At 63.2% G+C, this 25,558-nt stretch carries 25 protein-coding genes; 8 read left to right on the plus strand and 17 right to left on the minus strand.

Annotated elements, in window-relative coordinates:
• Nucleotides 1-23: 23 nt before the first annotated feature.
• Nucleotides 24-800: a response regulator gene (locus C7A17_RS02065; protein ID WP_106736448.1), complete on the minus strand. Its 777-nt coding sequence runs from the start codon at nucleotides 798-800 to the stop codon at nucleotides 24-26.
• Between the two features lie 188 nt (nucleotides 801-988).
• Between C7A17_RS02065 and C7A17_RS02070 the strand changes: the two genes are divergently transcribed.
• Together C7A17_RS02070 and C7A17_RS02075 are read left to right on the plus strand one after the other, a co-directional pair.
• Complete coding sequence (locus tag C7A17_RS02070; RefSeq protein ID WP_158704629.1) at nucleotides 989-1,930, plus strand: LysR family transcriptional regulator; 942 nt, start codon at nucleotides 989-991, stop codon at nucleotides 1,928-1,930.
• 89 nt (nucleotides 1,931-2,019) lie between these two features.
• Nucleotides 2,020-2,196, plus strand: coding sequence for a hypothetical protein (locus C7A17_RS02075; protein WP_199796384.1), 177 nt, complete (start codon nucleotides 2,020-2,022; stop codon nucleotides 2,194-2,196).
• Between the two features lie 4 nt (nucleotides 2,197-2,200).
• Here C7A17_RS02075 and C7A17_RS02080 read toward each other — a convergent pair whose 3' ends face one another.
• A complete protein-coding gene (locus tag C7A17_RS02080; RefSeq protein WP_106736450.1) occupies nucleotides 2,201-2,602 on the minus strand; it encodes a hypothetical protein in 402 nt (133 codons plus the stop codon).
• A 116-nt stretch (nucleotides 2,603-2,718) separates the two neighbouring features.
• Between C7A17_RS02080 and C7A17_RS02085 the strand changes: the two genes are divergently transcribed.
• Nucleotides 2,719-3,396: a DUF4197 domain-containing protein gene (locus C7A17_RS02085; protein ID WP_106736451.1), complete on the plus strand. Its 678-nt coding sequence runs from the start codon at nucleotides 2,719-2,721 to the stop codon at nucleotides 3,394-3,396.
• An 88-nt stretch (nucleotides 3,397-3,484) separates the two neighbouring features.
• On the opposite strand, the gene C7A17_RS02090 is transcribed toward C7A17_RS02085, so the two are convergent.
• The 9 genes from C7A17_RS02090 to C7A17_RS02130 all read right to left on the minus strand — a co-directional run bounded on the left by C7A17_RS02090 (nucleotide 3,485) and on the right by C7A17_RS02130 (nucleotide 15,315).
• Nucleotides 3,485-4,264, minus strand: a complete 780-nt coding sequence (locus tag C7A17_RS02090; RefSeq protein ID WP_106736452.1) for an EAL domain-containing protein — start codon at nucleotides 4,262-4,264, stop codon at nucleotides 3,485-3,487.
• 42 nt (nucleotides 4,265-4,306) lie between these two features.
• Nucleotides 4,307-5,938: a methyl-accepting chemotaxis protein gene (locus tag C7A17_RS02095; protein WP_106736453.1), complete on the minus strand. Its 1,632-nt coding sequence runs from the start codon at nucleotides 5,936-5,938 to the stop codon at nucleotides 4,307-4,309.
• Nucleotides 5,939-6,189: 251 nt separating this feature from the next.
• Nucleotides 6,190-8,151 (minus strand): acetate--CoA ligase, encoded by a 1,962-nt coding sequence (gene acs / locus C7A17_RS02100; RefSeq protein WP_106736454.1) that lies wholly within the window; start codon nucleotides 8,149-8,151, stop codon nucleotides 6,190-6,192.
• A 186-nt stretch (nucleotides 8,152-8,337) separates the two neighbouring features.
• Nucleotides 8,338-9,342, minus strand: a complete 1,005-nt coding sequence (locus tag C7A17_RS02105) for a TRAP transporter substrate-binding protein (protein WP_106736455.1) — start codon at nucleotides 9,340-9,342, stop codon at nucleotides 8,338-8,340.
• Nucleotides 9,343-9,413: 71 nt separating this feature from the next.
• Nucleotides 9,414-10,241, minus strand: coding sequence for an HpcH/HpaI aldolase/citrate lyase family protein (locus tag C7A17_RS02110; protein WP_106736456.1), 828 nt, complete (start codon nucleotides 10,239-10,241; stop codon nucleotides 9,414-9,416).
• 109 nt (nucleotides 10,242-10,350) lie between these two features.
• Nucleotides 10,351-11,553 carry a CaiB/BaiF CoA transferase family protein gene (locus tag C7A17_RS02115; RefSeq protein WP_106736457.1) on the minus strand — a complete coding sequence of 401 codons (1,203 nt, stop codon included), beginning with the start codon at nucleotides 11,551-11,553 and terminating at the stop codon, nucleotides 10,351-10,353.
• Between the two features lie 14 nt (nucleotides 11,554-11,567).
• The gene (locus tag C7A17_RS02120; protein ID WP_106736458.1) at nucleotides 11,568-12,920 is read right to left on the minus strand and encodes an MmgE/PrpD family protein; all 1,353 of its coding nucleotides are present in this window, start codon (nucleotides 12,918-12,920) and stop codon (nucleotides 11,568-11,570) included.
• 199 nt (nucleotides 12,921-13,119) lie between these two features.
• On the minus strand, nucleotides 13,120-14,283 hold the full coding sequence (locus tag C7A17_RS02125) for an acyl-CoA dehydrogenase family protein (protein WP_100546692.1): 1,164 nt from the start codon (nucleotides 14,281-14,283) through the stop codon (nucleotides 13,120-13,122).
• Between the two features lie 204 nt (nucleotides 14,284-14,487).
• The gene (locus tag C7A17_RS02130) at nucleotides 14,488-15,315 is read right to left on the minus strand and encodes an HTD2 family dehydratase (protein WP_106736459.1); all 828 of its coding nucleotides are present in this window, start codon (nucleotides 15,313-15,315) and stop codon (nucleotides 14,488-14,490) included.
• Nucleotides 15,316-15,529: 214 nt separating this feature from the next.
• On the opposite strand from C7A17_RS02130, the gene C7A17_RS02135 reads away from it, so the two are divergent.
• The 3 genes from C7A17_RS02135 (at nucleotide 15,530) to ykgO (ending at nucleotide 17,159) form a co-directional block, all read left to right on the plus strand.
• Complete coding sequence (locus tag C7A17_RS02135; protein ID WP_106736460.1) at nucleotides 15,530-16,417, plus strand: LysR family transcriptional regulator; 888 nt, start codon at nucleotides 15,530-15,532, stop codon at nucleotides 16,415-16,417.
• Nucleotides 16,418-16,749: 332 nt separating this feature from the next.
• Complete coding sequence (locus tag C7A17_RS02140; RefSeq protein ID WP_106736461.1) at nucleotides 16,750-17,007, plus strand: type B 50S ribosomal protein L31; 258 nt, start codon at nucleotides 16,750-16,752, stop codon at nucleotides 17,005-17,007.
• On the plus strand, nucleotides 17,004-17,159 hold the full coding sequence (gene ykgO, locus C7A17_RS02145; RefSeq protein WP_106736462.1) for a type B 50S ribosomal protein L36: 156 nt from the start codon (nucleotides 17,004-17,006) through the stop codon (nucleotides 17,157-17,159). The genes C7A17_RS02140 and ykgO overlap by 4 nt, the downstream gene beginning before the upstream one ends.
• A gap of 27 nt (nucleotides 17,160-17,186) precedes the next feature.
• Here ykgO and C7A17_RS02150 read toward each other — a convergent pair whose 3' ends face one another.
• On the minus strand, nucleotides 17,187-18,740 hold the full coding sequence (locus tag C7A17_RS02150) for a sigma-54-dependent transcriptional regulator (RefSeq protein WP_106736463.1): 1,554 nt from the start codon (nucleotides 18,738-18,740) through the stop codon (nucleotides 17,187-17,189).
• A gap of 249 nt (nucleotides 18,741-18,989) precedes the next feature.
• Between C7A17_RS02150 and phhA the strand changes: the two genes are divergently transcribed.
• Together phhA and C7A17_RS02160 are read left to right on the plus strand one after the other, a co-directional pair.
• Entirely contained in the window at nucleotides 18,990-19,775 is a 786-nt protein-coding gene (gene phhA, locus C7A17_RS02155; protein ID WP_106736464.1) for a phenylalanine 4-monooxygenase, read from the plus strand.
• Nucleotides 19,776-19,882: 107 nt separating this feature from the next.
• Complete coding sequence (locus C7A17_RS02160) at nucleotides 19,883-20,236, plus strand: 4a-hydroxytetrahydrobiopterin dehydratase (RefSeq protein WP_106736465.1); 354 nt, start codon at nucleotides 19,883-19,885, stop codon at nucleotides 20,234-20,236.
• A gap of 304 nt (nucleotides 20,237-20,540) precedes the next feature.
• On the opposite strand, the gene C7A17_RS02165 is transcribed toward C7A17_RS02160, so the two are convergent.
• The 5 genes from C7A17_RS02165 to C7A17_RS02185 all read right to left on the minus strand — a co-directional run bounded on the left by C7A17_RS02165 (nucleotide 20,541) and on the right by C7A17_RS02185 (nucleotide 25,556).
• Nucleotides 20,541-20,750, minus strand: coding sequence for a cold-shock protein (locus tag C7A17_RS02165; RefSeq protein WP_106736466.1), 210 nt, complete (start codon nucleotides 20,748-20,750; stop codon nucleotides 20,541-20,543).
• A gap of 230 nt (nucleotides 20,751-20,980) precedes the next feature.
• Nucleotides 20,981-21,973, minus strand: a complete 993-nt coding sequence (locus tag C7A17_RS02170; protein WP_106736467.1) for a DUF4340 domain-containing protein — start codon at nucleotides 21,971-21,973, stop codon at nucleotides 20,981-20,983.
• 89 nt (nucleotides 21,974-22,062) lie between these two features.
• Nucleotides 22,063-23,892: a GldG family protein gene (locus C7A17_RS02175; RefSeq protein ID WP_106736468.1), complete on the minus strand. Its 1,830-nt coding sequence runs from the start codon at nucleotides 23,890-23,892 to the stop codon at nucleotides 22,063-22,065.
• Nucleotides 23,893-23,904: 12 nt separating this feature from the next.
• Nucleotides 23,905-24,636 (minus strand): ABC transporter permease subunit, encoded by a 732-nt coding sequence (locus C7A17_RS02180; RefSeq protein WP_003244158.1) that lies wholly within the window; start codon nucleotides 24,634-24,636, stop codon nucleotides 23,905-23,907.
• Nucleotides 24,633-25,556, minus strand: coding sequence for an ABC transporter ATP-binding protein (locus C7A17_RS02185; RefSeq protein WP_106736469.1), 924 nt, complete (start codon nucleotides 25,554-25,556; stop codon nucleotides 24,633-24,635). Before C7A17_RS02185 ends, C7A17_RS02180 begins: the two co-directional genes overlap by 4 nt.
• Nucleotides 25,557-25,558: the final 2 nt, after the last annotated feature.

The raw sequence follows: 25,558 nt of genomic DNA on the forward strand, positions 1-25,558 counted from the left end.
GCTCCAGCTGGGCAGCGCCCCGCTCAACTCGGCTCTCGCATCTGCTGGCGAAACTGGCTGGGCGTCATGCCCTGACGCTCACGAAACGCCGTGGTGAAATTGCAGGCACTGCGAAAGCCGACCAGTTCGGCGATGTCCTGCACGCTCATGCCACTGCCAGCCAACAGCTCCTGGCCCTTGCGCAGGCGTGCCTCACGGACGTAGGCGAACACCGTGGTCTGCAAGTGCTGACGAAAGATCGCCGATAGACGCTTGTCATGAGTACCGACCTTGCGGGCGATCTCGGCCAGCGAAGGCAGATCCGCCAGGTTCTGCGCGATCAGGCGCATCGCGGCCTGCAGAATCACCACCTCTTCATCCACCGGTTCGAGCGGATTGTTGATCGCCCCCTGCGGCTGTCCGGTACGCGACAGCTGCAGATGAATGCGAATGCGCGCCATGACTTCGGCTGCTTCGAAAGGCTTGAGCACGTAGTCGACGCCGCCCATCTCCAGGCCTTCGAGACGTTCTTCGAGGCTACCGGCCGAGGTCAGGAAGATGATCGGCGTATTGCGCGTGGCCGGTGCCTCGCGCAACAGGCGGCAGAGGGTGAAGCCATCCATTTGCGGCATGCGCACATCGAGCACGATGAGATCGGGGCGCAGGGCCAGGGCACGTTGCAGCCCCTGCCGGGCTTCGCTGGCCAGCGACAGACGCCAGCCCTGGGCTCGGATCTGCTGCAGCAGCGTTTGCAGCGCTTCCGGCATATCGTCGATCACCAGAATCAACGGACTCTGAACGGCCTCTTTGCTCGCGAACATGACTACTCGTTCCCCTTCCAGGTGCGAGGGAACCGGTAGCAATCCCCCCAAGCAAAACCTTCGTCCGCTCCAGCAAAAGCCCGTGTTCGGAGCGGCGCATAAGATAGCGCATTGCCGGGGGAAGCTGAATGAATGACCGTTCACACGGATCGAACACTACGTACCGAAAACAGCAACTGCAGACCAACATGGCCGCCAGAATGCTGGGTGATCTCTATTGGTTCGTGCAGGTGGTCGAGGCCGGTAGCTTCTCTGGAGCGGCCGACCGCACCGGTGTGGCCAAGTCCAGCCTGAGCCGACGTATCGCCCAACTGGAGCGTGCACTCAACGTGCAACTGCTCAATCGCAGCACACGCCTGTTCGCCATGACCACCATCGGCGAGCAGATCTATCGCCACGCCCTGGACATGATCAACTCCATGGAGGCAGCGCTGCTCTGCGCACTGGAAACCAACAACACGGCCAGCGGCCTGATCCGCCTGGCGGCGCCCAGCTCGCTATCGGAGTGGACGCTCAATACCATGGCCAGCTTCCAGCGCAGTCACCCCAGGGTGCAGTTCGCACTGACACTGGAAGACGGCTCGCTGGATCTCGCTGCCCAGCGTCTGGATCTGGCATTGAGCCTCGATGAGGTGCCCACCGACAGCAGCACCCTGGTTGCCCGACCGCTGGCCGAGCTGACCATGGTGATCGTCGGCACTCCGGCCCTGCTCGCCCGCCTTGGCAACCCGAAACACCTCGGCGAAGTGAGTGACGAACACCTGCTGACGCTTGGCACCAACACCCTGCCACGGCCCTGGAAGCTGCAAACCGGCCTGCGCGATATCCATCAGCCGGCACTGCTGGCCGATAACACCAATACCCTGCTCAAGGCGGCGCAAGCCGGCCTGGGCCTGGCCTGTGTGCCACTCTACGCCTGCAGCGAGGATCTCATCGAGCAGCGCCTGCAACGCGCTTGTCCCGGTGAACACCCCTGTCCAATGATCCTGCATGCCCTCACGCCGCCGCACAAAGGGATTACCTCGACGGCCCGTCAATTGATCGAACATATGCGCCAGCGGCTGATCAGCAAGGAGCGCAAAGGCATCAGCCTGCTCTTCGAAGCAGCGCCTGGAGAGCGAGACCAATGAACTGCAAACGCCCTTCTGCGCAACCTCTGCAAGCGGTAAGCCTACCCGTCAGACGTCATGCGCCACCCCGCCAGAGCTCCACGCTGCCCTTGCCCCGCCGCGATGCCCCCTGCCAACACCAGGCAACCGCCGAATACCAGGCCGCTCGCCTGGGCAAGCTGCTCAGAAGCCAACCGAGCCAGGCCGACTCGGAAATGGCCAATGCCCTGCTGCAGGAACTGGTCGAGGCCTATCGCCTGGCATTGCACAAGGCCAGGCAGGGCTGAGCGCTCACAGGCCGCTGAACAGATCGTTGGAGTCGAGCAGGCGCCAGGCGATTTCCGGCCGTTTCTCCATGGCCCGACGGATCGCTGCCGGGATGCTCTGCCGGGTCTTGCGGCACAACCCCGGGTGAGCATCGAAGTGCATATGGATACCGCGCATGCTGCGCACCTCGCCGTGGCTCGGTTCGATGTGCAGGCGAATACCCAGTTGCTCGAACAGGCGCTGCTGCATGCGCTGCAGATCTTCCAGGCTCTGCAGGTTCTCCAGACGCTCGAGCAGGCGATGCTCCTCGTTACGCGTCAGCAGCAACACGCGCGTGTCGGCGCCCGGCCTGTCCAACAGCTCATCGCGTTGACAGTCACAAGCACCCGGCGGGCAGGAATTTCGTATGGGCAGCGGAGAATTCATGGCCCTGATCATAGCCATCGCCGAGCGCCCTGCCCATCCACGCCTATCGGCTGGCTTGCCAGTGCCACAGACTCCGTTAAGCTGACGCTATTACCCCCGATGCAAGGATGAACACCATGTTGCGCCTCACCACGTTCGCCGCTGGCCTGCTGCTCTCGGCCAACGTCTTCGCCCTGTCCCTTTCCGACCTGAGCCAGCAGGACGCCAGCGGCGGCCTGAAAGACGCGCTGATCCAGGGCGCCCAGGTGGCCGTCAAACAGCTGGGCGCGCCCGGTGGTTTCAGCAATAACCCGGACGTGCGCATCGAGCTGCCCGGCAAACTCGGCAAAGCCGCCAAGACCATGAAGATGATGGGCATGGGTGCCCAGGTCGATCAGCTCGAAGCGAGCATGAACAAGGCCGCCGAAGCCGCCGTGCCACAAGCCCAGACCTTGCTGGTCGATGCCGTGAAGAAGATGACCGTGGCTGACGCCAAGGCGATTCTCAGCGGCGGCAATGATTCCGCCACGCAGTACCTGAACAAGAGCAGCCGCGAGCAGATTCGCGCCAAGTTCCTGCCCATCGTCAAGCAGGCCACCGACCAGGTCGGCCTGGCCCAGCAGTACAACGCCTTCGCCGGCCAAGCGGCCAGCTTCGGCGTGGGCGATGCCAAGAACAGCACGGTGGAAAGCTACGTCACCGAGCAGGCGCTCGATGGCCTGTTCGAGATGATCGCCAAGCAGGAAGCCAGCATCCGCCAGAACCCGGCCGGTGCCGCCACCAGCCTGGCGAAGAAGGTCTTCGGCGCCCTGTAAGGCCCAGCCACCTGACGCGAACGCCCCGCTCGGCCTGTGGCCGGCGGGGCGTTTTCATGTCGGCTGAAGCGAACCGGGGCAAGGCCCCTCAAGGGAGACCGAGCACGCCAAGCTGAGGGCGCGCGAACAGGTAGCCCTGCATGTAGCGGATGCCCAGCTCGATCAACGCGTCACGCTCCCCGGCGGTCTCGATGCCCTCGGCGATGATGCGAATACCCAGGCGCCGAGCGACCAGCACGATCCCGGCGACGATGGCCTGGCGTACCGGATCATGGTCGATGCCACGGGTCAGCACCATGTCCAGCTTGAGCACATGCGGCTGGAAAGCCGCCAGCAGGTTGAGCCCTGAATAACCCGCGCCGAAATCATCGATGGCGGTGGTGAAGCCCTGCCGCCCGTACTCGGTGAAGATTCGTTTGAGATGCTCGGCATCGTGAATCTGCTCGCCCTCGGTCACCTCGAACATCAACCGCTCGCGCGGAAAATCGAAGCGCCTGGCGGCCTCCAGGGTGGCACGAATGCAGGTCTCGGCCCGGTAGACCGCATTGGGCAGAAAATTGATGCTGAGCAGGCAGTCGGGAATCCTGTGCAGGCCGAGGCCAGCCGCCAGCTCGATGGCCTTGACCCGGCACGCCTGATCGAAGCGATAGCGATTGCCATCGTTGACCCGCCCGAGTACTTCTCCTGCGGACTCGCCATCGAGGCCGCGCACCAGTGCCTCGTAGGCGAACGGCCGCTGCTCCTCGACATCCAGGATCAGCTGGAACGCCATGGTGAAATCGAACCCCAGCGCTTCGGGATTGCGGCACTCGTTACAGCCAACCGAACGAAAAGGTTCAGGAAAGATGCTCGTGCTGACAATGTCCATTGAACGGATCCTGATCAGGAGAAGACGCCGGCTGCTGACGAATCAGAGCTTGAAGTAATCCACCTGCCTTTCCAGAGACAGGGCCAACTGTTGCAAATCCCTCGCCGTGCGTGCGGTGTCGGCCACGGCCTCGCTGTTCTGCATCGACATCTGCGCGATGCGCTCGACGTTACGTGCCACGTCCTGGCTGGCCACTGTCTGCTCGCGCAGTGCCAGGGAAATCTGATCGACCACACCGACCACCCGGTCGGAGGCCTGACGGATGGTGACGATGGCGTCGCCGGCCTGATTGGCCTGCTCCACCCCGCTACTGACCTGTTGCACGCCGACTTCCATGTTGCCCACCGCATTGCGCGTACCGGTCTGGATCTTCTTGATCATCTCGGTGATTTCCTGGGTGGAATTGGCGGTGCGCTGCGCCAGCAGCCGCACCTCATCGGCAACCACGGCAAAGCCGCGGCCCTGCTCACCGGCACGCGCTGCTTCGATCGCCGCGTTGAGCGCCAGCAGGTTGGTCTGGTCGGCGATCTCCTTGATCACATTGACGATAGAGGAAATCTGATCCGAGTGCTGGCCTAGTTCGCTGATCTGCACCGCGGCACCCTGCACGGTGTCGGCAATGCGCTGCATGCTCGACAGCGTGCTCTGAATCACCGTACCGCCTTCGGCCGACTGCCGCCCCGACTCGCTCGACAGGCCATGGGCCTCGTTGGCGTTGTCGGCGACATGGTTGATGCTCACCGTCAGCTCCTCGACCGTCGCCGCCATACTGGAGGCCGCATGCGACTGTTCCTGAGTCGATACCGACAGCTGTGTGGACGCGCTGGAGATGTTCTGCGCCGAGGCGACCAGTTGCTCGGCGCCGGCGCGAATCTGCCCGATCATCTCGCGCAAGCGATCCTGCATCGTGATGAAGGCATCGAGCAGCACACCAATTTCATCGCGCCCTGCCTGCGCGATCTTCGAATCGAGACGGCCATCGGCGATCCTGCGAGCGACTTCGACCACCTGCTGCAGACGCCCGGCAATACTGCGCGACATGGCGAATGCCACCCCGATGGAGAGCACAGTGGCCAACAGTCCGCCGAGCAGAAGGATGGTGAGCGACATCGACTTGGCGCTGTTCATGGCCACGGTGCGTTGTTCGAGCAACGCGCTTTCTTCTTCACGGACAGCGTCCAGCAACTGCCGCATGGCATCCATCTTCGCCTTGTCACGACCAGCAGCGATCTGCTCGACGACGGCATCCAGGCTCCTGGCGCCACTCGACACCTGGCGACGCAGTTCGACGCTGCTGTCGATGTCCTCGCGCAACCACTGGTCATGCAGCGCCTGCAACTGATCGAGGCGCCGCTGCTGCATGGGGTTGTCACGGGTCAACTGACGCAATTGCGCGAAATGCGTCTGGAAGCTGCTCTCACCTGCAGTCAGTGGCGCGAGAAACTGCTCACGCCCGGTCAGCGCGAAGCCGCGCATGCCGGTCTCGATGTTGATCAGGCTGGTCAGCAAGGAGGCCGACTCATTGATCACGTTATAGGTGTGGATGTTCTTTTTCACCGTGCTGTCGACCTGGTCGAAGCCCTGCCATGTTGAAAGCACGAGCCCGACGATGACCAACAGAACGACAGCGAAACCCGCATACAACTTCTGAGACATGCTGAGATTGGCAAACATCGAAGACCTCTGAACTGAGGAAGTGGACAGGCGCAGGAATCCAACGGCCTCGGCACACAGGCCAAGACACGCCAAACACTGAAACGGGAAAGATGCATGCCATGAGGTGGCACAGCGACATTATGCATACTGCGAAAAATTGTACAAACACCTATTTATGTACAACTTAAATACAGGATTAATCGAAAGCAGGAAATGAAAAGCCCCGCCGGGCTTGTGGCCGGGCGGGGCTTCTTGTGTGCCGTTGCCGATCAGGCGCAGGCGGCTTGCATCTGACGATGCGTATCGATGAGGTGCTGCACCACGCCAGGGTCGGCCAGCGTGGAGATGTCGCCGAGGGAATCGTATTCGGCGGTAGCGATCTTGCGCAGGATACGGCGCATGATCTTGCCCGAGCGGGTCTTCGGCAGCCCCGGCGCCCACTGGATGACGTCCGGCGTGGCGATCGGGCCGATTTCCTTACGCACCCAGTTACGCAGTTCCTGACGCAGTTGCTCGGATGCCTCCTCGCCCGCATTCAGGGTGACGTAGACGTAGATACCCTGCCCTTTGATGTCGTGCGGTACACCGACCACGGCCGCCTCGGCCACTTTCGGGTGGGCGACCATGGCGCTCTCGATTTCGGCTGTGCCCATGCGGTGGCCGGAGACGTTGAGCACGTCATCGACGCGACCGGTGATCCACCAGTAGCCGTCTTCGTCACGGCGCGCACCGTCACCGGTGAAGTACATGCCGCGGAAGGTCTTGAAATAAGTGTCGACGAAACGGTCGTGGTCACCGAACAGGGTACGCGCCTGGCCTGGCCAGGAATCGATGATCACCAGGTTGCCTTCGGCAGCGCCCTCGATGATGTTGCCCAGGTTGTCCACCAGTGCCGGTTGTACGCCGAAGAACGGACGCGCAGCAGATCCCGGTTTCATGGCATGAGCGCCCGGCAGCGGAGTCATCAGGCAAGCGCCGGTTTCGGTCTGCCACCAGGTGTCGACGATCGGGCAACGGCTCTGACCGACGTTCTCGTAGTACCACTGCCAGGCTTCCGGGTTGATCGGCTCGCCAACCGAACCGAGCAGGCGCAGGCTGGAACCATCGGCGCCTTCGACGGCAGCCTTGCCCTCGGCCATCATGGCGCGAATGGCGGTCGGTGCGGTGTAGAGGATGTTGACCTTGTGCTTGTCGACGATCTTGGCGACGCGGGAGACGTCCGGATAGTTCGGCACGCCCTCGAACATCACGGTGGTGGCGCCGTTGGACAGCGGCCCGTAGACCAGGTAGGTGTGGCCGGTGACCCAACCGATGTCGGCGGTGCACCAGAAGACTTCGCCCGGACGGTAGTCGAACACACGCTCATGGGTCAGCGAAGCGTAGGTCAGGTAGCCACCGGTGGTATGCAGCACGCCCTTCGGCTTACCGGTAGAACCGGAGGTGTAGAGGATGAACAGGGCTTCTTCGGCGCCCATTTCCTTCGGTGCGCAGACGCTGCCCGCGACCTTCATCAGGTCTTCGTACCAGATGTCACGATGCTGGTTCCACTTGATCTCGGAACCGGTGCGCTGAACCACGATGACCTTCTGGATGCTGCGGGTCTCGGGGTTGGTCAGGGCGTCGTCGACGTTGGCCTTCAGCGGCACTTTCTTGCCGCCACGCAGCCCTTCGTCAGCGGTGATCACCACCTTGGACTGGCAATCGATGATGCGACCGGCCAGCGCCTCGGGCGAGAAGCCGCCGAACACCACGGAGTGGATCGCACCGATGCGGGTACAGGCCAGCATCGCTACCACGGCTTCCGGGATCATCGGCATGTAGATGGTCACCACGTCGCCACGGTGCACGTCCTGGCCACGCAGGGCGTTGGCGAACTTGCACACTTGCTCGTGCAGTTCGCGGTAGGTGATTTCCTTGTGCTCAGCCGGGTTGTCGCCTTCCCAGATGATCGCGACCTGATCGCCACGCTCTTCCAGATGACGATCCAGGCAGTTGTAGGAGACGTTCAAGGTGCCGTCGGCGAACCATTTGATATCGACATGGTGATCGTCGAAGGAGGTCTGCTTGACCTTGGTGTAAGGCTTGATCCAGTCGATGCGCTTGCCTTGCTCGCGCCAGAAGCCTTCAGGGTTGACCACCGACTGCTGGTACATGGCCTTGTAAGTGGCCTCGTCGGTCAGGGTTCGGGCAGCCACCTCGGGACGCACGGGATACAGGGACGCAGCACTCATCGGGGAAACCTCTCCGGTAGTTGTTTTTCTATGCTGCCTTTTGTATCTCCCGGCCCTTCGTGAGGCCATTCGACCATGGTCTTACCGGTCTAAGACCATGGTCTTGAGGTGGCCTGTGGTTCGGCTGGCATGCCCTCAATGGACAGACCACTGCACCGCGACAGGTGCAACCGAATCATCCACTCATCAACCGCGGTTCGCCGCCTCGGCTGCCTGGATCAGGTCGGCGCCGATGTCCTTCTCGAACTTCTTCCACACCGGGCGCATGGCTTCGCGCCATTGCTCGCGCTGCTCGGGCGTCAGCTCGATGATCTCGCTGGTGCCAGCCTTGACGATGGCGGCACGCGCTTCCTTGTTGAGGTCGTCGGCCTGACGGTTCACCTCGGCGGTGACCTCGACCATGATCGATTCCAGCTCAGTGCGCACGTCATCCGGCAGGCCTTTCCAGAACTTGGTGTTGGTGATCACCATGTAATCGATCAGGCCATGGTCGGAAGCGGTGAAGTACGGCTGCACCTCATGCACCTTCTGGCTGTAGTAGTTCGACCAGGTGTTCTCGGTGCCGTTGACCACGCCGGTCTGCAGGCCCTGGTAGACCTCGGCGAAGCTCATCTTGCGCGGCGCCGCGCGCAATGCCTTGAACTGCTCGTCGAGCACCGCCGACGCCTGCACGCGGAACTTCATGCCACGCGCATCCTTGGGCTCGTGCATCGGCTTGTTCGACGAGAGCTGCTTCAGACCGTTGTGCCAGTAAGCCAGGCCGGTGATGCCCTTGCCCTCCATGCTGGCCAGCAGCGCCTTGCCTTCGGCGCTGGCCTGGAAGCGGTCGACCGCCTCCATGTTGTCGAACAGGAACGGCAGATCGAAGATCTGGATCGGCTTGGCGTAGTGCTCGAACTTGGCCAGCGACGGCGCCAGCATGTGCACGTCACCGAGCAGCAGCGCTTCCATTTCCTTGCCATCGCCGAACAGCGACGAGTTGGGGTAGACCTCGACCTTGACCTTGCCTGGCAGGCGTTCTTCGGCGAGTTTCTTGAAGATCAGCGCGCCCTGCCCCTTGGGCGTGTGTTCGGCCACCACGTGGGCGAACTTGATGACGATGGGAGCGGACGCCGTCTCGGCAGCCTGAGCCAGGCCTGCGCAGGAAAGAATGGCGGCGCAGGCGAGCGCCTTGGCGGTGAGCTTGAACATGACGTTACCTCATTGTTTTTGTAGGTCGGTACGTGGATGGAAGGAAGCCGGACGCACCCGCCCGGCCGGTTTCAGGCGAGGTTCTCCCCCGCGCGTTGCAACAATCGGCGGGCACGGCCAAGCACCGGGGCGTCGACCATCTGGCCGTCGACCACGAATACGCCCTCGCCACTACTGGCGGCCGCCATCACCCGCCGCGCCCAGGCCAGTTCTTCTTCAGCCGGGCACAAGGCGCGATGAATGGTGTCGACCTGCGTCGGGTGAATGCACAGCAGGCCGTCGAAGCCCATGTCACGGGCATCACGCGCAGTGCGAGCGAGACCCTCGCGGTCTTCGATGGCCGGGAACACGCTGTCCAGCGGTGCCGCCAGACCGGCCGTGCGCGAGTGCAGCAGGAGCGCGTAGCGGGCCTGGTCGAGGATGCGTTCAGCGGCGGCGCTGCCGCTGCTCAGCCCCAGGTCGAGGCCCAGATCGAGGGCACCGAAGGACAATCGCTCGACTCCATTGGCGCGGGCGATTGAAGGCAGCTCCAGCAGCCCCGCTGCACTCTCGATGATCGGCCATACCGGCTTGCCGCAGGCCGCCACGCGCGCCACCTGAGCAGCGCACTCCACCTTGGGCAGCAATACGCCGATGACACCGGCATGACGGCCACATAACTCGATGTCGGCAGCGTGCCCGGCATGCTCGGGTGCGTTGATCCGCACCAGCAGCTGTGCCTCGGGATTGGTGGTGAGAAAGGCATCGAGATTGGCCCGAGCCTCGACCTTCAGGCTTTCCTGCACGGCGTCTTCAAGGTCGACGATGACCGCGTCGGCACCGACAGCGAGCGCCTTGGGAATACGCTCGGGCCGGCTCGCCGGCACGAACAGGGCACTGCGGATTATCTGTGAATTCATACCTTGCCCCGTAGGGTGCGCCGTGCGCACCAGCTTCTGGGTTCATCGGTGCGCACAGCGCACCCTACGCAGCGACACGCAACCGGATTGAATCCGCAAACAGGCGATCTCATACCGCCCCCTGCTGATGCAGACGCTGGATATCGCTCGCGCCGTAGCCCAGCTCGGCGAGCAATGCATCGGTGTGCTGGCCCAGCGCAGGCACGGCGTCCATGCGCGGCTCGAAGGCACTGTTGCGCCCCGGCGGCAGCAACGCCGGCAGACGGCCGCAGGGGCTGTCGACCTGGCGCCAGCGCTGACGCGCCTGCAGTTGTGGGTGGGCCCAGACGCCGGCCATGTCATTGACCTGGGCATTGGCGATCTGCGCCTGCTCCAGGCGCTCGATGACCTGCGCCGCACTCAGGTGCGAGAAGGCGTCGACGATGATGGCGCGCAGTTCGGCGCGATTGGCCGAGCGCTTGAAGTTGGCGGAAAAGCGTTCATCACCGGCCAGCTCTGGCTGCTCCAGCACCTTGGCGCAGAACGCCTGCCATTCGCGCTCGTTCTGCAAACCGAGCATCACCGTGCCGCCGTCGCCGGCCGGGAACGGCCCGTAGGGGTAGATGGTCGAGTGCGCAGCACCAGCACGCGGCGGCGGCGTGGCGCCGTCGTAGGCGTAGTACAGCGGGTAGCCCATCCACTCGACCAGGCTTTCCAGCATCGACACGTCGACGCGGCTGCCGACGCCGGTCTTGCCGCGCAGCATCAGCGCCGACAGCACGCCGGTGTAGGCGTACATGCCGGCAGCGATATCGGCGATGGAGCAACCGGCCTTGGCCATCTCCTCCTCGCCCGGCCCACCGGTGACGGAAAGAAAACCGCCCTCGCTCTGGATCAGCAGGTCGTAGGCCTTCTTCTGTTCGTACGGGCCACCCTCGCCGTAGCCGGAGATGTCGCAGACGATCAACTGGGGAAAGCGCTCGTGCAACGCCTCGAACGACAGCCCCATGCGCGCAGCGGCGCCGGGCGCGAGGTTTTGCACCAGCACATCGGCATCGGCCAGCAGGCTGTCCAGCACCTGCATCGCATCGTCCTGCTTGAGGTCGAGGGTCAGGCTCTCCTTGGAGCGGTTGGTCCAGACGAAATGCGAGGCCAGGCCATTGACCCGCTCGTCATAGCCACGGGCGAAATCGCCACTGCCGGGACGCTCGACCTTGATCACCCGCGCGCCGAGGTCGGCGAGTTGGCGGGTGCAGAACGGCGCGGCGATGGCGTGCTCCAGGCTGACCACGGTGACGCCATCCAGTGGCCGGGGTTGTTGTGCGTTGTTCATGTCCATGTCCTCGATCAGGCCAGGTGGCTCAGGTCATCGGTCTCGCGCAGACGCCAGACCTTGGCGATCAGCTCGCCCGCCTCATCACTGCTGCGTTTGCCGGCGAAGGCCAGCAGGCGGCGGAACTTGTCTTCCAGCTCGGCGCGGCTGAGGCTGTTGCCGGGGTCACCCTTGGGCTCGTCGATGGCGCCGCGCAGGGTGCGACCATCGACCGTGACCACCTCGACCCGGCCCAGCCAGCGCGCCGGGTAGGCGTTGTCCACCTCGGGGTCGAGACGCATGCTGACCTTGTCGCGAAACTCGGCAACGTCATCGTCGCGCAGCGCCAGGTTCTCGAACTCGGTGAGCTGCGCCTTGCCATGCACCGCGATCAAGCCGAGTACCGTGCCCATGGAGAACTTGGCCTGGTGCACGGTTTGCGGCACCTGCACGCGGCCCAGCACGTCGATGGCGCCCTGGTGCACATGGGTGATGACCTTGGCGATATCGCCGTGACGCAGCTTCTCGCGCTGCATCAGCGCCAGCAGCGCGTCGGCAGCCGGATGGGTATGGCGGCAGGAGGCGTGGTACTTGAACGAGGTCTCCACCAGCGCCCAGCGGCGGCCGAGACGGTCGGACAATGCCGCCGGATCGGCATCGCTGGACATGCCGGCAGCCATGCCCTGCTCGCCTTCGAGAATGTTCTGCGCGCCGGTCAGGCCCTGTTCGGTGAAGTAGGCGGCCAGCAGGCCATCGGCGGCCGCCTTGGCGGTGTGCAGCTGCTTGGAGTCGGCGGCGTCACGCAGGAACTCCCACAGCCCGGCAGCCTGAGTGCCGGCGTTGCCGAGCAGGTGAATGAACTGCTGCTGGTCGAAGTTCAGCAGCTTGCCCACCGCCACGGCGGCAGCCAGGGTGCCGACCGTCGCGGTGGTGTGGAAGATGCGGTAGTGCGAACGACCGAGGAACTCGCCGATGCGAATGCCCGCCTCGTAGCCGGCGACCGAGGCCAGCAGCAGCTCGCGGCCGGACTTGCCGAGATCCTGCGCCGCAGCCAGGGCAGCAGGAAAAACTACGGTGGCCGGGTGCAGCACCGAGCTGTTGTGCAGGTCGTCCTGCTCCACCAGATGGGACGACGCGCCGTTGACCAAGGCGGCGAAGTACGCCGAAGTGCCACGACCATTGACCAGGATGCGCGCCGGGCCGTCGGCCGGGCCCATCTTCTGCGCATAGGCCTCGAACAGTGGGATCGGCCTTGCACCCTCACTGGCCAGCGCAGAGCCGAGCCAGTCGAGGAACAGGTCTTCGGTGCGATCCAGTACGTGCTCGGGAATCTGCTCGTAATTGAGATTGGCGAGGAATGCCGCGAGTTGCTGAGTATGCTTGCTCATACACAGCCTCCAGGAGTCTGCTTATGAGCTCGCGAGCTAGAGCCAGGCAATACCGATGGCGGCCCCGCGTAAGCGGGCGAGGAACGGACTGGGCTCGCACCCGAGTTTACGAGCTGTAAATGAGCATTCGACCGGGCTGGCGACCCAGATCGATTACAACGCAGCATGGCCGACGCGCAGCAGTTCATAAGTAGGCTCCTCAGAAAGAGCGCGGCAGCTCGAGCAAATGCTCGGCCACGTAGCTCAGGATCAGGTTGGTGGAGATCGGCGCCACCTGGTACAGGCGGGTCTCGCGGAACTTGCGCTCGACGTCGTATTCGTTGGCGAAACCGAAACCGCCGTGGGTCTGCAGGCAGGCGTTGGCCGCCTCCCAGCTGGCCTTGGCCGCCAGGTACTTGGCCATGTTTGCGGCAGCACCGGCGTTGCGCCCGGCGTCGTACTCTTCACAAGCGCGCCAGCGCATCAGGTCGGCGGCCTCGATCTCGATGTGCGCCTCGGCGATGGGGAACTGCACGCCCTGGTTCTGCCCGATGGGGCGGCCGAACACCACGCGATCACGGGCGTACTGCGCGGACTTCTCGATGAACCAGCGACCGTCACCGATACACTCGGCGGCGATCAGCGTGCGCTCGGCATTGAGGCCGTCGAGGATGTAGCGGAAACCCTTGCCCTCTTCGCCAATCAGGCTGCTGGCGGGGATTTCCAGGTTGTCGAAGAACAGCTCGTTGGTCTCGTGATTGACCATGTTGGCGATCGGTTGCACGGTCAGGCCGTTGCCGATGGCTTCGCGCAGGTCGACCAGGAAGATCGACATGCCCTCGGACTTGCGCTGCACCTCGGCCAGCGGCGTGGTACGCGCCAGCAGGATCATCAGATCAGAGTGCTGAACGCGCGAGATCCACACCTTCTGGCCGTTGATCACGTACTTGTCGCCCTGACGCACGGCGGTGGTCTTGATCTTGGTGGTGTCGGTGCCGGTGGTCGGCTCGGTGACGCCCATCGATTGCAGGCGCAGCTCGCCGCTGGCGAGCTTGGGCAGGTAGTAGCGCTTCTGCTCCTCGCTGCCGTTACGCAGCAGGGTGAACATGTTGTACATCTGCCCGTGGATGGTGCCGGAGTTGCCGCCGCAGTGATTGACCTCTTCGAGAATCACCGACGCCTCGGCCAGGCCCAGACCCGAGCCGCCGTACTCCTCCGGGATCATCGCCGACAGCCAGCCGGCTTCGGTCATGGCCGTGACGAAGGCTTCGGGGAAGCCCTTCTCCTCATCGATCTTGCGCCAGTATTCGGCCGGGAATTCCGCACAAAGGGCGCGCACGCCTTCGCGGATCGCATTGAGTTCTTCGTTATTGTTGGGGTTCATCGGTCTTCCTCGGAATCATGGATGACACGTAGGGCGTACTCGGCTTTGGCCTCCTGCGTCGCTCTAACTCCTGCATCCATGCAGTCGTCGCGAAGCAGTACGCCGTTAGAAAACTGAGCCTTAGGCCCGGTGCCGGTATTGGCATGGTTCGGCGGACTGTTCGCTTAGGCTACGAGCGGCCGGCGTCCCGGTCCGCCCTACGAATCAGTCGAATTGCACGTCGGCACGTTGTGCCAGGCCGGCTTCGTTGCCGGCCCACAGCTCGGCCTGGCCTTCGCCCAGCAGACGCCCGCCCACCTCGAAGGGTTGCGGCGAGATCAACGGACGCAAGCCGCGGTAGGCGAAGCGGCGCAGACGTGCCTCGGGGTTGGCACGGCAGAAGGCGCGCAGGCTCAGCGTGGCGATCAGCGGGCCGTGCACGACCAGGCCGCCGTAGCCTTCGGTTTCGGTGACGTAGGGCCAGTCGTAGTGAATGCGATGCCCGTTGAAGGTCACCGCGCTGTAGCGAAACAGCAGCGTGCTGGACGGCGTGACCGCCTCGCGCCAATCGCCCGCCACCATCGGCTCGCCACTGCTGGCCTTGGGTGGGCTGGGCTCGCGGTAGACGATGTCCTGCTCTTCGCGAATGGCCAGTTGGCCGTCCTGCAGGTAGTCGTGCTGCACGGTGACGAACAGCAGCGCGCCAGTGCGGCCGTGCTTTTCCTCGATGTGCTTGATGGTCGATACCCGGCTGGCTTCGCCGCCCACTCGCAGCGGCTGGAAGAACTCGACGCGGCCGCCAGCCCACATGCGGTTGCGATTGTCCGCTGGCGGCAGGAAGCCACCGCGTGCCGGATGACCGTCCTCGCCCAGTTGGTTCTCGCTCAGCGGCTCCTGAAAGAAGGCCCAATGCCACAGCGGCGGCAGCGCCTCGCCATGCGCCGGCGTGGCTTCGCCAAGGGTGGCGGCGATGCGCTTGACCAGATTGCGACTGAGTTGGTCGTGGGCCTCTTCGCTACGACCGATCCAGGCAGAAACAGCAGAGTCACTCATAGGGGCAGGTTCCAGCTCGCTCTTGTGTGAACCGAAGCATGCAACGCTGCCGTGCGTTCATAGAATCCGCATTTATTTAACCCAGCGTTCGGATATGCTGAACGCCATATTTCTATGTGGGAGGGGCTTTAGCCGCGATGTTTTCCGGGGAAGCCAGGGCGTCGCGGCTAAAGCGGATCGCCGCCCGGCCCCTCCCACAGAAGCAGAGGAACCCATGCACTTCGATCTTGCCGACCTGCGCCTGTTCATCCATATCGCCGAGTCGCCCAGCCTGACTCAAGGTGCGCGCAAGGCGTTCCTCTCACCAGCCGCCGCCAGCGCACGGATCAAGACCTTGGAAAGCCAGCTCGGCAGTCGTCTGTTGTATCGCGACAGTCGCGGTGTCGAGCTGACGCCGGCCGGTCAGCGTCTGCTGCAACATGCGCGGCTGATCATGCGTCAGGTGGACTACCTGAAAAGCGAGTTCACCGAATACGGCACCGACGCCGCCGGGCATATCCGCATCTTCGCCAACACCACGGCAGTGACCGAATTCCTCCCCGAGGTGCTGGCCGGCTTTCTCGCCGAACGCCCCGGCGTCACCGTCGACCTGCAGGAGCGCCTCAGCCGCGACATCGTGCGTGGCGTACTCGATGGCGCCGCTGACCTTGGCATCATCGCCGGCCCGGTGCAGGCGCCCGGCCTGCAAGTGCTGCACTTCAGCACCGACCGCCTGGTGCTGGCCGTGCCACTGGGCCATGCGCTGGCGCAGCACAAGTCGGTGAGCTTCGCCGACACCCTCGCCTACCAGCACATCGGCCTGCACGAAGGCAGCACACTGCTGAGCTTCTTGCGCGAACAGGTGGAAACCCTTGGCGGCAGCCTGGCACTGCGGATTCAGGTATCGAGTTTCGAGGCGATCTGCCGGATGGTCGAGGCCGGCGTAGGCATCGGCATCATTCCCGAGTCATCGGCGTTGCGGCACAGCCGCACCATGCAGCTGGCGACCCTGCAGCTGGACGAAGCCTGGGCGGTGCGCGAACGCAGCATGCTGGTGCGTGAACTGGACGCGCTGCCAGGCAGCGTGCGGGCGTTGATCGATCGGCTGAACCAGGGCGTCTAGGCAGAAGCGACAGGCAAAAAAAGGGCGACCAATTGGTCGCCCGCCCATTCAAGGCATTCCCATAGAGGAATGCGGAAACGCTTGCACCCAAATCACGCAGGATCATTGGGACGGCCTCAGTGTCGCCGCAGGTGCCTGCCCTGCCTATTGCACCAAGGTCGTATGCGCGACCGACAATCGACAGGCACTGCCACCAGCCTCTGCGGCAGCGACGAACCTCCACTCATTGCGCGCCCACCACACGACGAGACCGGTATCGAAAGGACTTGCCTTGCAATCAATAACCATTATCATTAATGAAATGTTATACAGTAACCAAAGGCAAAATCCTCATGAAACCCGGCATCCACCCCGACTACCGCCCCGTGCTCTTCCATGACGTGGCCGCAAACGCTTACTTCCTGATCGGCTCCACGGTCGCCACCGACAAGACCCATGACTACCAGGGACAGGTCTATCCCTACGTCATCCTCGACGTCTCCAGCGCCTCGCACCCCGTCTATACCGGCCAGCAACGCCAGGCCAAGAGCGAAGGCCGCATCGCAGGCTTCAACAAACGCTTCGCTGGTTTTGCCGGAGGTGGGAAATGAAAGTCGTCGCCTCACTGAAGCAGGCCAAGCTGCGTCACCGCGACTGCCAGATCGTCAAACGTCGCGGCCGTGTCTATGTGATCTGCAAGACCGAACCACGTTTCAAGTGCGTGCAGGGACGACCGAAGCCGAAGCGCAAGAACAAGGGCTGAAAGTCGTGCGCGTTCAGCGTCCTGCCATCACTCCTTGCCCAACCCATGCTGACGCAGCTTGTTGGCGATGGTGGTATGGGAAACCCCGAGCCGCTTGCCCAATTGGCGGCTGCTCGGGTGCTCGTGATACAGGCGCTCCAGCACAGCCTTTTCGAAGCGCCCGAGAATATCGTCGAGGCTGCCTTCCACCGAGAATTCACCCAGAGGCTGCGGTGCGCCGTAATCCGGCAGGCGAATATGCTCGACCTTCACCGTACCGCCGTCGCACAGCGATACGGCCTGGAACAGCACGTTCTCCAGTTGCCGCACATTGCCCGGCCAGTGGTAATGCGCCATGCGTTCGAAGGCCTGCGGCGCCAGCTTCGGCAGACTGCAGCCGATCTGCCGGCTGGCCGAATCGAGGAAGTGATCGACCAGCGGCGCCAGGCCGTCGAGGCATTCGCGCAGCGGCGGGATATGCAGGCTGAGCACGTTGAGACGGTGGTAGAGATCCTGGCGAAATTCGCCACGCGCGCACAGTTCGGACAAGTCCACCTGGGTGGCGCAGATCACCCGCACGTCCAGGTACACCTCCTCGTCGCTGCCCACGCGGCGGAAGCAACCATCCTGCAGGAAACGCAGCAGCTTGGCCTGCATGCGCGGGCTCATCTCACCGACGCCATCGAGAAACAGCGTGCCGCCGGCGGTCAGCTCCAACAGGCCGAGTTTACCTTCCGGACGCGCGCCCTCGAAGGCCCCCGGGCCGTAGCCGAACAGCTCGGTCTCGGCCATCGACTCCGGCAGGCCGGCGCAGTTGAGCGCCATGAACGGCGACTGGCCACGCGGGCTGGCCAGGTGGCAGGCGCGCGCCAGCAGCTCCTTGCCCGTACCGGTTTCGCCCTCGATCAACAGCGGTGCATCCAGCGGCGCCATGCGCCGTGCCTCACGCACCACTGCCGCCATGACCTTGGAACTCTGGAAGATCGAGTCGAAACCGCGTAGCTCCTGCTTGCGCACGTGGTAGATGCGCTCACCGACACGGTCGGCGCGATGCAGGGTGAGCACCGCACCGGCCAGTGCCTCGCTCTCGTCATGCTCACTTTGCAGCGGCGCGATATCGGCAAGAAACACGTCGCCCTTGATCTGCACACGCAGCCCATTGATCCGTGCCTTGTTGGCCCGCACCAGCTCGGGCAGATCGAAGTCCTCGGCGTAGCGCGACAGCGGAATGCCCGGCACTTCGTCGACACGCACGCCGAGCAACTGCGCAGCGCTGCGATTGGCCGCGACGATGGAACCGCCCATGTCGATGGACAGCACCGGAAAATCAAGGGCGCCGAGCAAGGCGTTGAGTTCCAGGTGACGGCGCTCGCTGGGCATCAGGCCGACGCGCTTGACGCCGAACACCCCGGCAATGGCTTCCAGCTTCGGGCGCAATGCCTGGAATTGCAGGTTGATCAGGTTCGGGCAATGCAGATAGATGGCGTTGCCCTGCTCGCCCCCGACTTCGCCACGTGCCACGTTGATGCCGTAGTCGACCAGCAGTTCGAGGATGTCGCGCAGGATGCCGACACGGTTCTGGCAGTGGATCTTGATACGCATGGCGCAGGCTCTTATCGGTCTTGTTATGGGCCGCCAGGGCGAGCAATCGGCCGTGGCTGCGAATTTTCCGTCAAGAATATGTGACAGATTAGCGCAGCAGCAAGGTGACGCACTGTGGCCGCCGGAAATCCGTAATCAATTCTTTACGAAATTACCGCAGGCGCACATGGGCACCTGTCGCTCTGCCTCTGCCACATACGGCACAACAGGCCCATTCTCCGGTCAAGACAATAACAACAGGAGGCAGCGATGAAGAGCACGCAGTACCTGGCACGGGAACCGGATGAAAGCGGCTTTATCCACTATCCGGACAGCGAACATCAGGTCTGGCACACGCTGATCACCCGCCAGCTCGAGGTGATCCAGGGGCGTGCCTGCCAGGAGTACCTCGACGGTATCGAGCAGCTCGCCCTGCCCCTCGAGCGCATCCCGCAGCTTGGCGAAGTCAACCGCGTGCTCGAAGCCAGTACCGGCTGGAACGTCGCTCGGGTACCGGCGCTGATCCCCTTCCAGACCTTCTTCGAGCTGCTGGCCAGCAAGCGTTTTCCCGTGGCCACCTTTATCCGCACGCCCGAGGAACTGGACTACCTGCAGGAGCCAGACATCTTCCACGAGCTTTTCGGTCACTGCCCGCTGCTGACCAATCCCTGGTTCGCCGAATTCACCCACACCTACGGCAAACTCGGCCTCAAAGCGAGCAAGGAAGAGCGCGTCTACCTGGCGCGGCTGTACTGGCTGACCATCGAGTTCGGCCTGGTCGACACGCCAAAGGGTCGACGTATCTATGGCGGCGGCATCCTTTCCTCGCCGAAGGAAACCCGCTACGCACTGTCCGACGTACCCGAGCACCAGGCCTTCGATCCACTGGAGGCGATGCGTACGCCCTACCGCATCGATATCCTGCAACCTCTGTATTTCGTCCTGCCGGATCTCAAGCGTCTGTTCGAGCTGGCCCAGGAGGACATCATGGCGCTGGTACAACAAGCCAGACAGATGGGTCTGCATGCGCCTAAATTCCCACCGAAAGCCGCATAGAGCGGACATGCCGTCAGGCTTGCCAGCGAGTAGCCCGGATGAAATCCGGGATCACCCACAGACATGGCCCCGGATTTCATCCGGGCTACAAAAACCAGGAGAACTCCATGAGCCTTGCCCAAGCCCAATGCGAAGCCTGCCGCGCCGACGCGCCGCACGTCTCGGAAGAGGAACTTGCCGAACTGATTCGCGAGATTCCGGACTGGAACATCGAAGTGCGCGACGACCACATGGAACTGGAGCGGGTCTATCTGTTCAAGAATTTCCGCCACGCCCTGGCCTTCACCAACGCCGTGGGCGCCATCGCCGAGGAAGTCGGCCATCACCCGGCGCTGCTCACCGAATGGGGCAAGGTCACCGTGACCTGGTGGAGCCATGAGATGCGCGGCCTACACCGTAACGACTTCATCATGGCAGCCCGCACCGACGTGCTCGCCGCCAATGCCGAGGGGCGTAAGTAAACGTTCACTTGAACCGGGGCTGAGCCGTAAGGTGCGCTGTGCGCACCGACTCCAGTATCGCGTCAAACCAGCGGTGCGCACAGCGCACCCTACCCGATCGTCGCAATCCCGTAGGGTGGGTTAGCCGCCTGCCACAGTTGCCAGGAACACCCACAATGTCTGCTGCGGCGTAACCCACCATCGGCGCAACTCGGTCTATCGCCTGACGGATTGACCAGTGCACCTTCCCGCCTCGATGCCATTGCCTTTACCGCAGAAACGACAAGGCCCGTCAGTGACGGGCCTTGTGCTTTCGAGCTACAGCTCAGAGTGCAGAAACGTCTTCCGCCTGCAGTCCTTTCTGGCCCTGGGTCACGCTGTATTCGACCTTCTGGCCTTCGACCAGAGTGCGGTGACCATCGCCGCGGATGGCGCGGTAGTGAACGAATACGTCCGGGCCGCTTTCGCGCTGAATGAACCCGTAACCCTTGGAATCATTGAACCATTTGACGGTGCCCGTCTCGCGATCTGCCATTACCAACTTCTCCAAACTCGCTATATTTTTATTATCCCGAAGGCGCTTTGATGGCTCGGTAAAAACGTTCTTCTCATCGCTCGCCAACCCCGACACTTCGAGCGTGGAGCAGGTCAAGCGAATAGCGTTCTTGCTGCAGCCGAAGGCCGAGTATAGAGCATGATCTGTGACTGAAAAGCACTTTTTTGGAACCGATAGAAAACCAGAAAATATAAGGCTTAGCGCCGGCTTTACCCGCTTTTAGCCAGGAGATCGCGCAACTTCTTCGTCAGCCGCTGAACCTGATCGGCGTCCAGTCGATAGGCCCAATCACCGTGCCCAATCACCTCATCAGCCTTGAAGCCTTCGTGCTTGCCGAGCACCAGCCAATGCTGATCGCCCTGCTTGTACAAGGCGCCCGCCAGTGACTGCCCATCGAACCCGCTCAGTTGGAATTTCAAGATCGGCGCCTGTTTGAAACCGATCTGCGACAACGGCGCGGCATCGGCAAACAGCAGATTGGAAAACAGCGTGACCATGCCATTGGCGGCGCCCTCGAAACTCAGCGTCTGGTTACTGGCCAGCTGCTCGACGGCAAAATTGTATTGCTGGGCATCGGCCTTGCTCAGCGTCAGCGTCTCGCCATCGGCGTAGTTCAACGCCAGACGCTGCACGCTGGTGAATGGAATATCCGTGATGCGGCGATCCAGCCATTCCAGTTCGATCACAGGTAGCGCGAGCGACTGATCGATCTGCCAGACCTGATCCTCCCCGGCACGGCGTACCAGTTGGCCATTGCCCTGCAGAGACGGATTGCCCAGGCGCAGATTCAGATCGGGATGCCCTTCGAACTGCAATTTCAATCGCAGCGCCTGCTCGCCCTCCTCGCCACTTTCGGCCAGGCCCAGGCGCCCATGCCACTGCGCGTTGGCCGTCTTGGCCTCCACCGTCCGCGCCTCACGCAGTGCCCGCAGCAGCTCGGCCAAGGGTTGCGGCGCTGCGGGATAGTCCGCCTTGGCCGGCACCACCCAGGCATCGCCGCGACGCTCAATACGCACCGCCGGCTGGCCAGGCTGCTCGATCTCAAGGGCTTGCAGGCTGCTCAGGTAAACCTGCTCGGCCGCCAGCCAGGGCGCCCGCTCGACCTGCGCCGTGCGTTGCTGCTGGCTCTGCTGCACGGCCAGATAACCCAGCACGCAAAGCAGCACGATAACGATCAATACGATCAGACCTTTACGTCCCATGAACTCTCACTCTCGAATACGACCCGATTCGTGGGAGGCGCTTTAGCGGCGATTGTCGCGGCTAAAGCCCCTCCCACAAGTGATGGTCATCAAGCGCGGCGACGCCGCCATAGCCACAGCGCCAGCACACCGAGGGTCAGCAGCGCCGGCACCAGGGCGATATTGATCACCTTGAGCGTGCGGCCCAGTGCCTCGATATCGGCGTTGAGCTGATAACGCACATCGCGCAGCTCCTTGCGTATCTCCAGCTTCTGCTGGATGAAACGCTGCAGTGCCGTCTGCTGCTCCGGCGTCAACTCCAGTGCCTTGCTGGGGTCGTCGCTCTGCTGCAGCGCGGCCAGTTGCTGCTCGGTTTCCGCCAGGCGCGCCTGCAGCGCCTGCTCCTTGTCGCGAAAGCGCTGTTCGGCAGCGCGCTGCAACTCTTCCACTACCACGAACGGACGGCTGAAGCGGCCACGCGAACGCACGCTGATGAGTGCTTCGGAACCGGCCAGGTTATCCAGCGCGTTGATGGTGAAGGTGCCATTGTCGGCCCAGGGCTGCGGAATGCGCTGACCGAAGAAGTCCTGCACCTGCACCCACATGCGGTCGCTGAGGATATCGGTGTCGGCCACGGCGATCACGTTGATGTTGTCAGCCTGCTTGAGCCCGTCCTTGCGCCCTTCGATGCCATCGGGGAAGGCGCTCTGCGCCGGGCCATCGATACGCGCGGCGATGGTGTAGCGCTCGCCGGTCGGCTCCAGTTCGCGGATCAGCTCCTCCGGGTTGTTCAGCATGGCGAAGCGCTGGGCGTCGAACGGCATGGCGTATTCGGAGCTCTGCATCAGCGGCGTGAAACGCGTCTTCGCGCCTTCCACCGGTTCGAGAATCCCGGCAGTGGCGACGGTGATGCTTTCCAGCCCGGCGGTGGCGATGTCGGTCTGATCCAGCGCCTTGCGCGGCAGGCTCAACCAGGCGGCGTGACGCACGGGGCGCTGGTTCTGCCCCATGTTCACCGACATGGCATAGGAGCCGTCGCCCAGCACCTTGTCCGGCACCATGCGCAGGCCCCAGGCCTTGAACAGCGGCTCGATGTTCGAGGCTCTGTCCATCGCCACCTCGCCCGGCATATCGCCCGTATCGGCCTCGGCGTAAGGGTCGACGAACACCATCAGCTTGCCGCCGCGCAGCACGAACTGGTCGATGGCGTACAACGCCTGCTCGGGCAGATGCTTCGGATGCACCAGCCACAGCACCGAGATGTTGTCGGGGATCAGGTCAATGTCGGCCTTGAGGGTCTCGATATCGAACAGCTGACGCACCTGCTCCAGCACCATCCACGGAGGTGTTGGCTGGCGTGTGGCCATATCGAAGCCACCGGTCATGGGCAGCCCGGAGAGCACGCCAACCACCGGCAACTGCGGCTGAGCCAGGGTCTGTACCAGACGACTCAGCTCATATTCGAGATGCTCCTCCTGATCCAGGGCGAAGAACGGGATCACCTGGGTGTCGTCCAGCGCGTTGGTGCCGGCCAGGCCGAAGTAGATCGAATCACCACCCTGTTGCAGCGGAATGCCCTGCAGCCCGAACTCGGCGGCCTTGTCCTCATCCTCGGAGAACGGCTCGGGGTCGATGATGTGCAGGCGAATCTTGCCGCCGGCCTGCGCCTGGTAGGCCTTGAGCATCTCCTCCACCCGCTGGGCATAGGTGCGCAGCGCCGGCAGATCCTTGGCCACCTTGTCCGAGTAGAAGAAGTACAGGTTGATCGGCTCGTCCAGCTCGCCAAGTATCTGCTTGGTGCCGCCTGAGATGGTGTAGAGCTTCTGCTCGGTCAGATCCAGGCGGGCACCGCCCAGGCCCAGGCCGGCCAGCAGGTTGAAGGCGACGAAGGCGACCGCGATCAGCAGCAACCCGGCGCCGGAATAGATCAGCTTTTTCATGGGCGCATTCCTTCAGTCAGCTTTCTTCAGATCGATGACCACCGCGGTGGCGGTCAGCCAGGCAGCGATCAGCGAGAGGAAATACAGCAGGTCGCGCAAATCGATCACACCCTTGCTGATGGCGTCGAAGCGCACCAGGAAACTCAGCGAAGCGATGGCATCCACCAGCCACTGCGGCGCCCAGGCAAAGGCGTCGAGCACCATCGGAAAACCGCTGACGATGAACAGGAAGCAGGCACTGACCGCGAGGATGAAGGCGATCACCTGGTTCTTGCTCAACGCCGACATGCACGAGCCGATGGCCAGATACGCCCCGGCCAGCAGCCAACTGCCGATGTAGCCGGTGACGATGGCACCATTGTCCGGCTCGCCCAGGTAGTTGACGGTGATGATCATCGGGAAGGTCAGCAGCAGCGCGATGCCAGCGAATACCCAGGCCGCCAGGAACTTGCCGGTGACCGCCTCGAAGCGGGTGATCGGCAGGGTCATCAGCAGCTCGATGGAGCCGGACTTGCGCTCCTCCGCCCACAGGCGCATGGCGATGGCCGGCACCAGGAACAGGTACAGCCAGGGGTGGAAGTTGAAGAAGGCCGACAGATTGGCCTGGCCGCCTTCGAAGAAGCCGCCCAGATAGAAGGTGAACACCCCGGACAGCACCAGGAAGATCACGATGAACACGTAGGCCAGCGGCGTGGCGAAGTAGCTCGCCAGCTCGCGTTTGAAGATCACGGGCAACTGGGTCATGGCTGCTCTCCCCGGGTCAGCGTGCGGAACACTTCATCGAGTCGGCCGCGCTCCACATTGAGTTCGCGCACCTTCCAGCCACGCTCTGCGATCAGCGCATTGACCTGCGGGAAGATCACCTCGCCCGGCTGCGCCAGCACGCTCAGGCTGTGCTCGCGAGTATTCTCCTCTACACCGGCAACGCCCGGCAGCGCTGCGAGGGCGGCCTGGTCGAGTGCCTCATCGGCCACCAGCGTCACCGCCTGGTGGTAGCGCGAACGGCTCTCCAGCTCCAGCGGCGTGCCATCGGCCAGCAGGCGGCCCTGGGCAATCACCACGGCGCGGGTGCACAGCGCCGTGACCTCTTCGAGGATGTGGGTGGAAATGATCACGATCTTGTCCTGCGCCAGGCCCTGGATGAGCTGACGCACCTGATGTTTCTGGTTGGGGTCGAGGCCGTCGGTGGGCTCGTCGAGGATCAGCACGCGCGGGTCATGCAGAATCGCCTGGGCCAGACCGACGCGGCGCTTGAAACCCTTGGACAGCGTCTCGATGCTCTGCTCCAGCACCTTCTCCAGCTCCACCTGCTCCACTGCGCGCTGGACACGCAGCGTCTTCTCGGCGCCGCGAAAGCCGCGCACCTCGGCGATGAACTCAAGGAAACCGCGCACCGTCATGTCGCCATAGCACGGCGCACCTTCCGGCAGATAACCGATCTGCCGCTGGGCCTTGAGGGTCTGGGTCTGGATATCGCAACCGAGAATGCTCGCCGTGCCGGAAGTCGGCGCGAGAAAGCCGGTGAGCATCTTCATGGTGGTGGATTTACCGGCCCCGTTGGGACCGAGAAAGCCCAGCACTTCCCCTGGCTGGACTTGGAACGACAGATCATCGACTGCCGTGTGCTGCGCAAAACGCTTGGTCAGGTTTCTTATTTCGATCATGG

This window comes from Pseudomonas mendocina (assembly GCF_003008615.1).
In the GTDB taxonomy this organism is placed as follows: Bacteria; Pseudomonadota; Gammaproteobacteria; order Pseudomonadales; family Pseudomonadaceae; genus Aquipseudomonas; species Aquipseudomonas mendocina_C.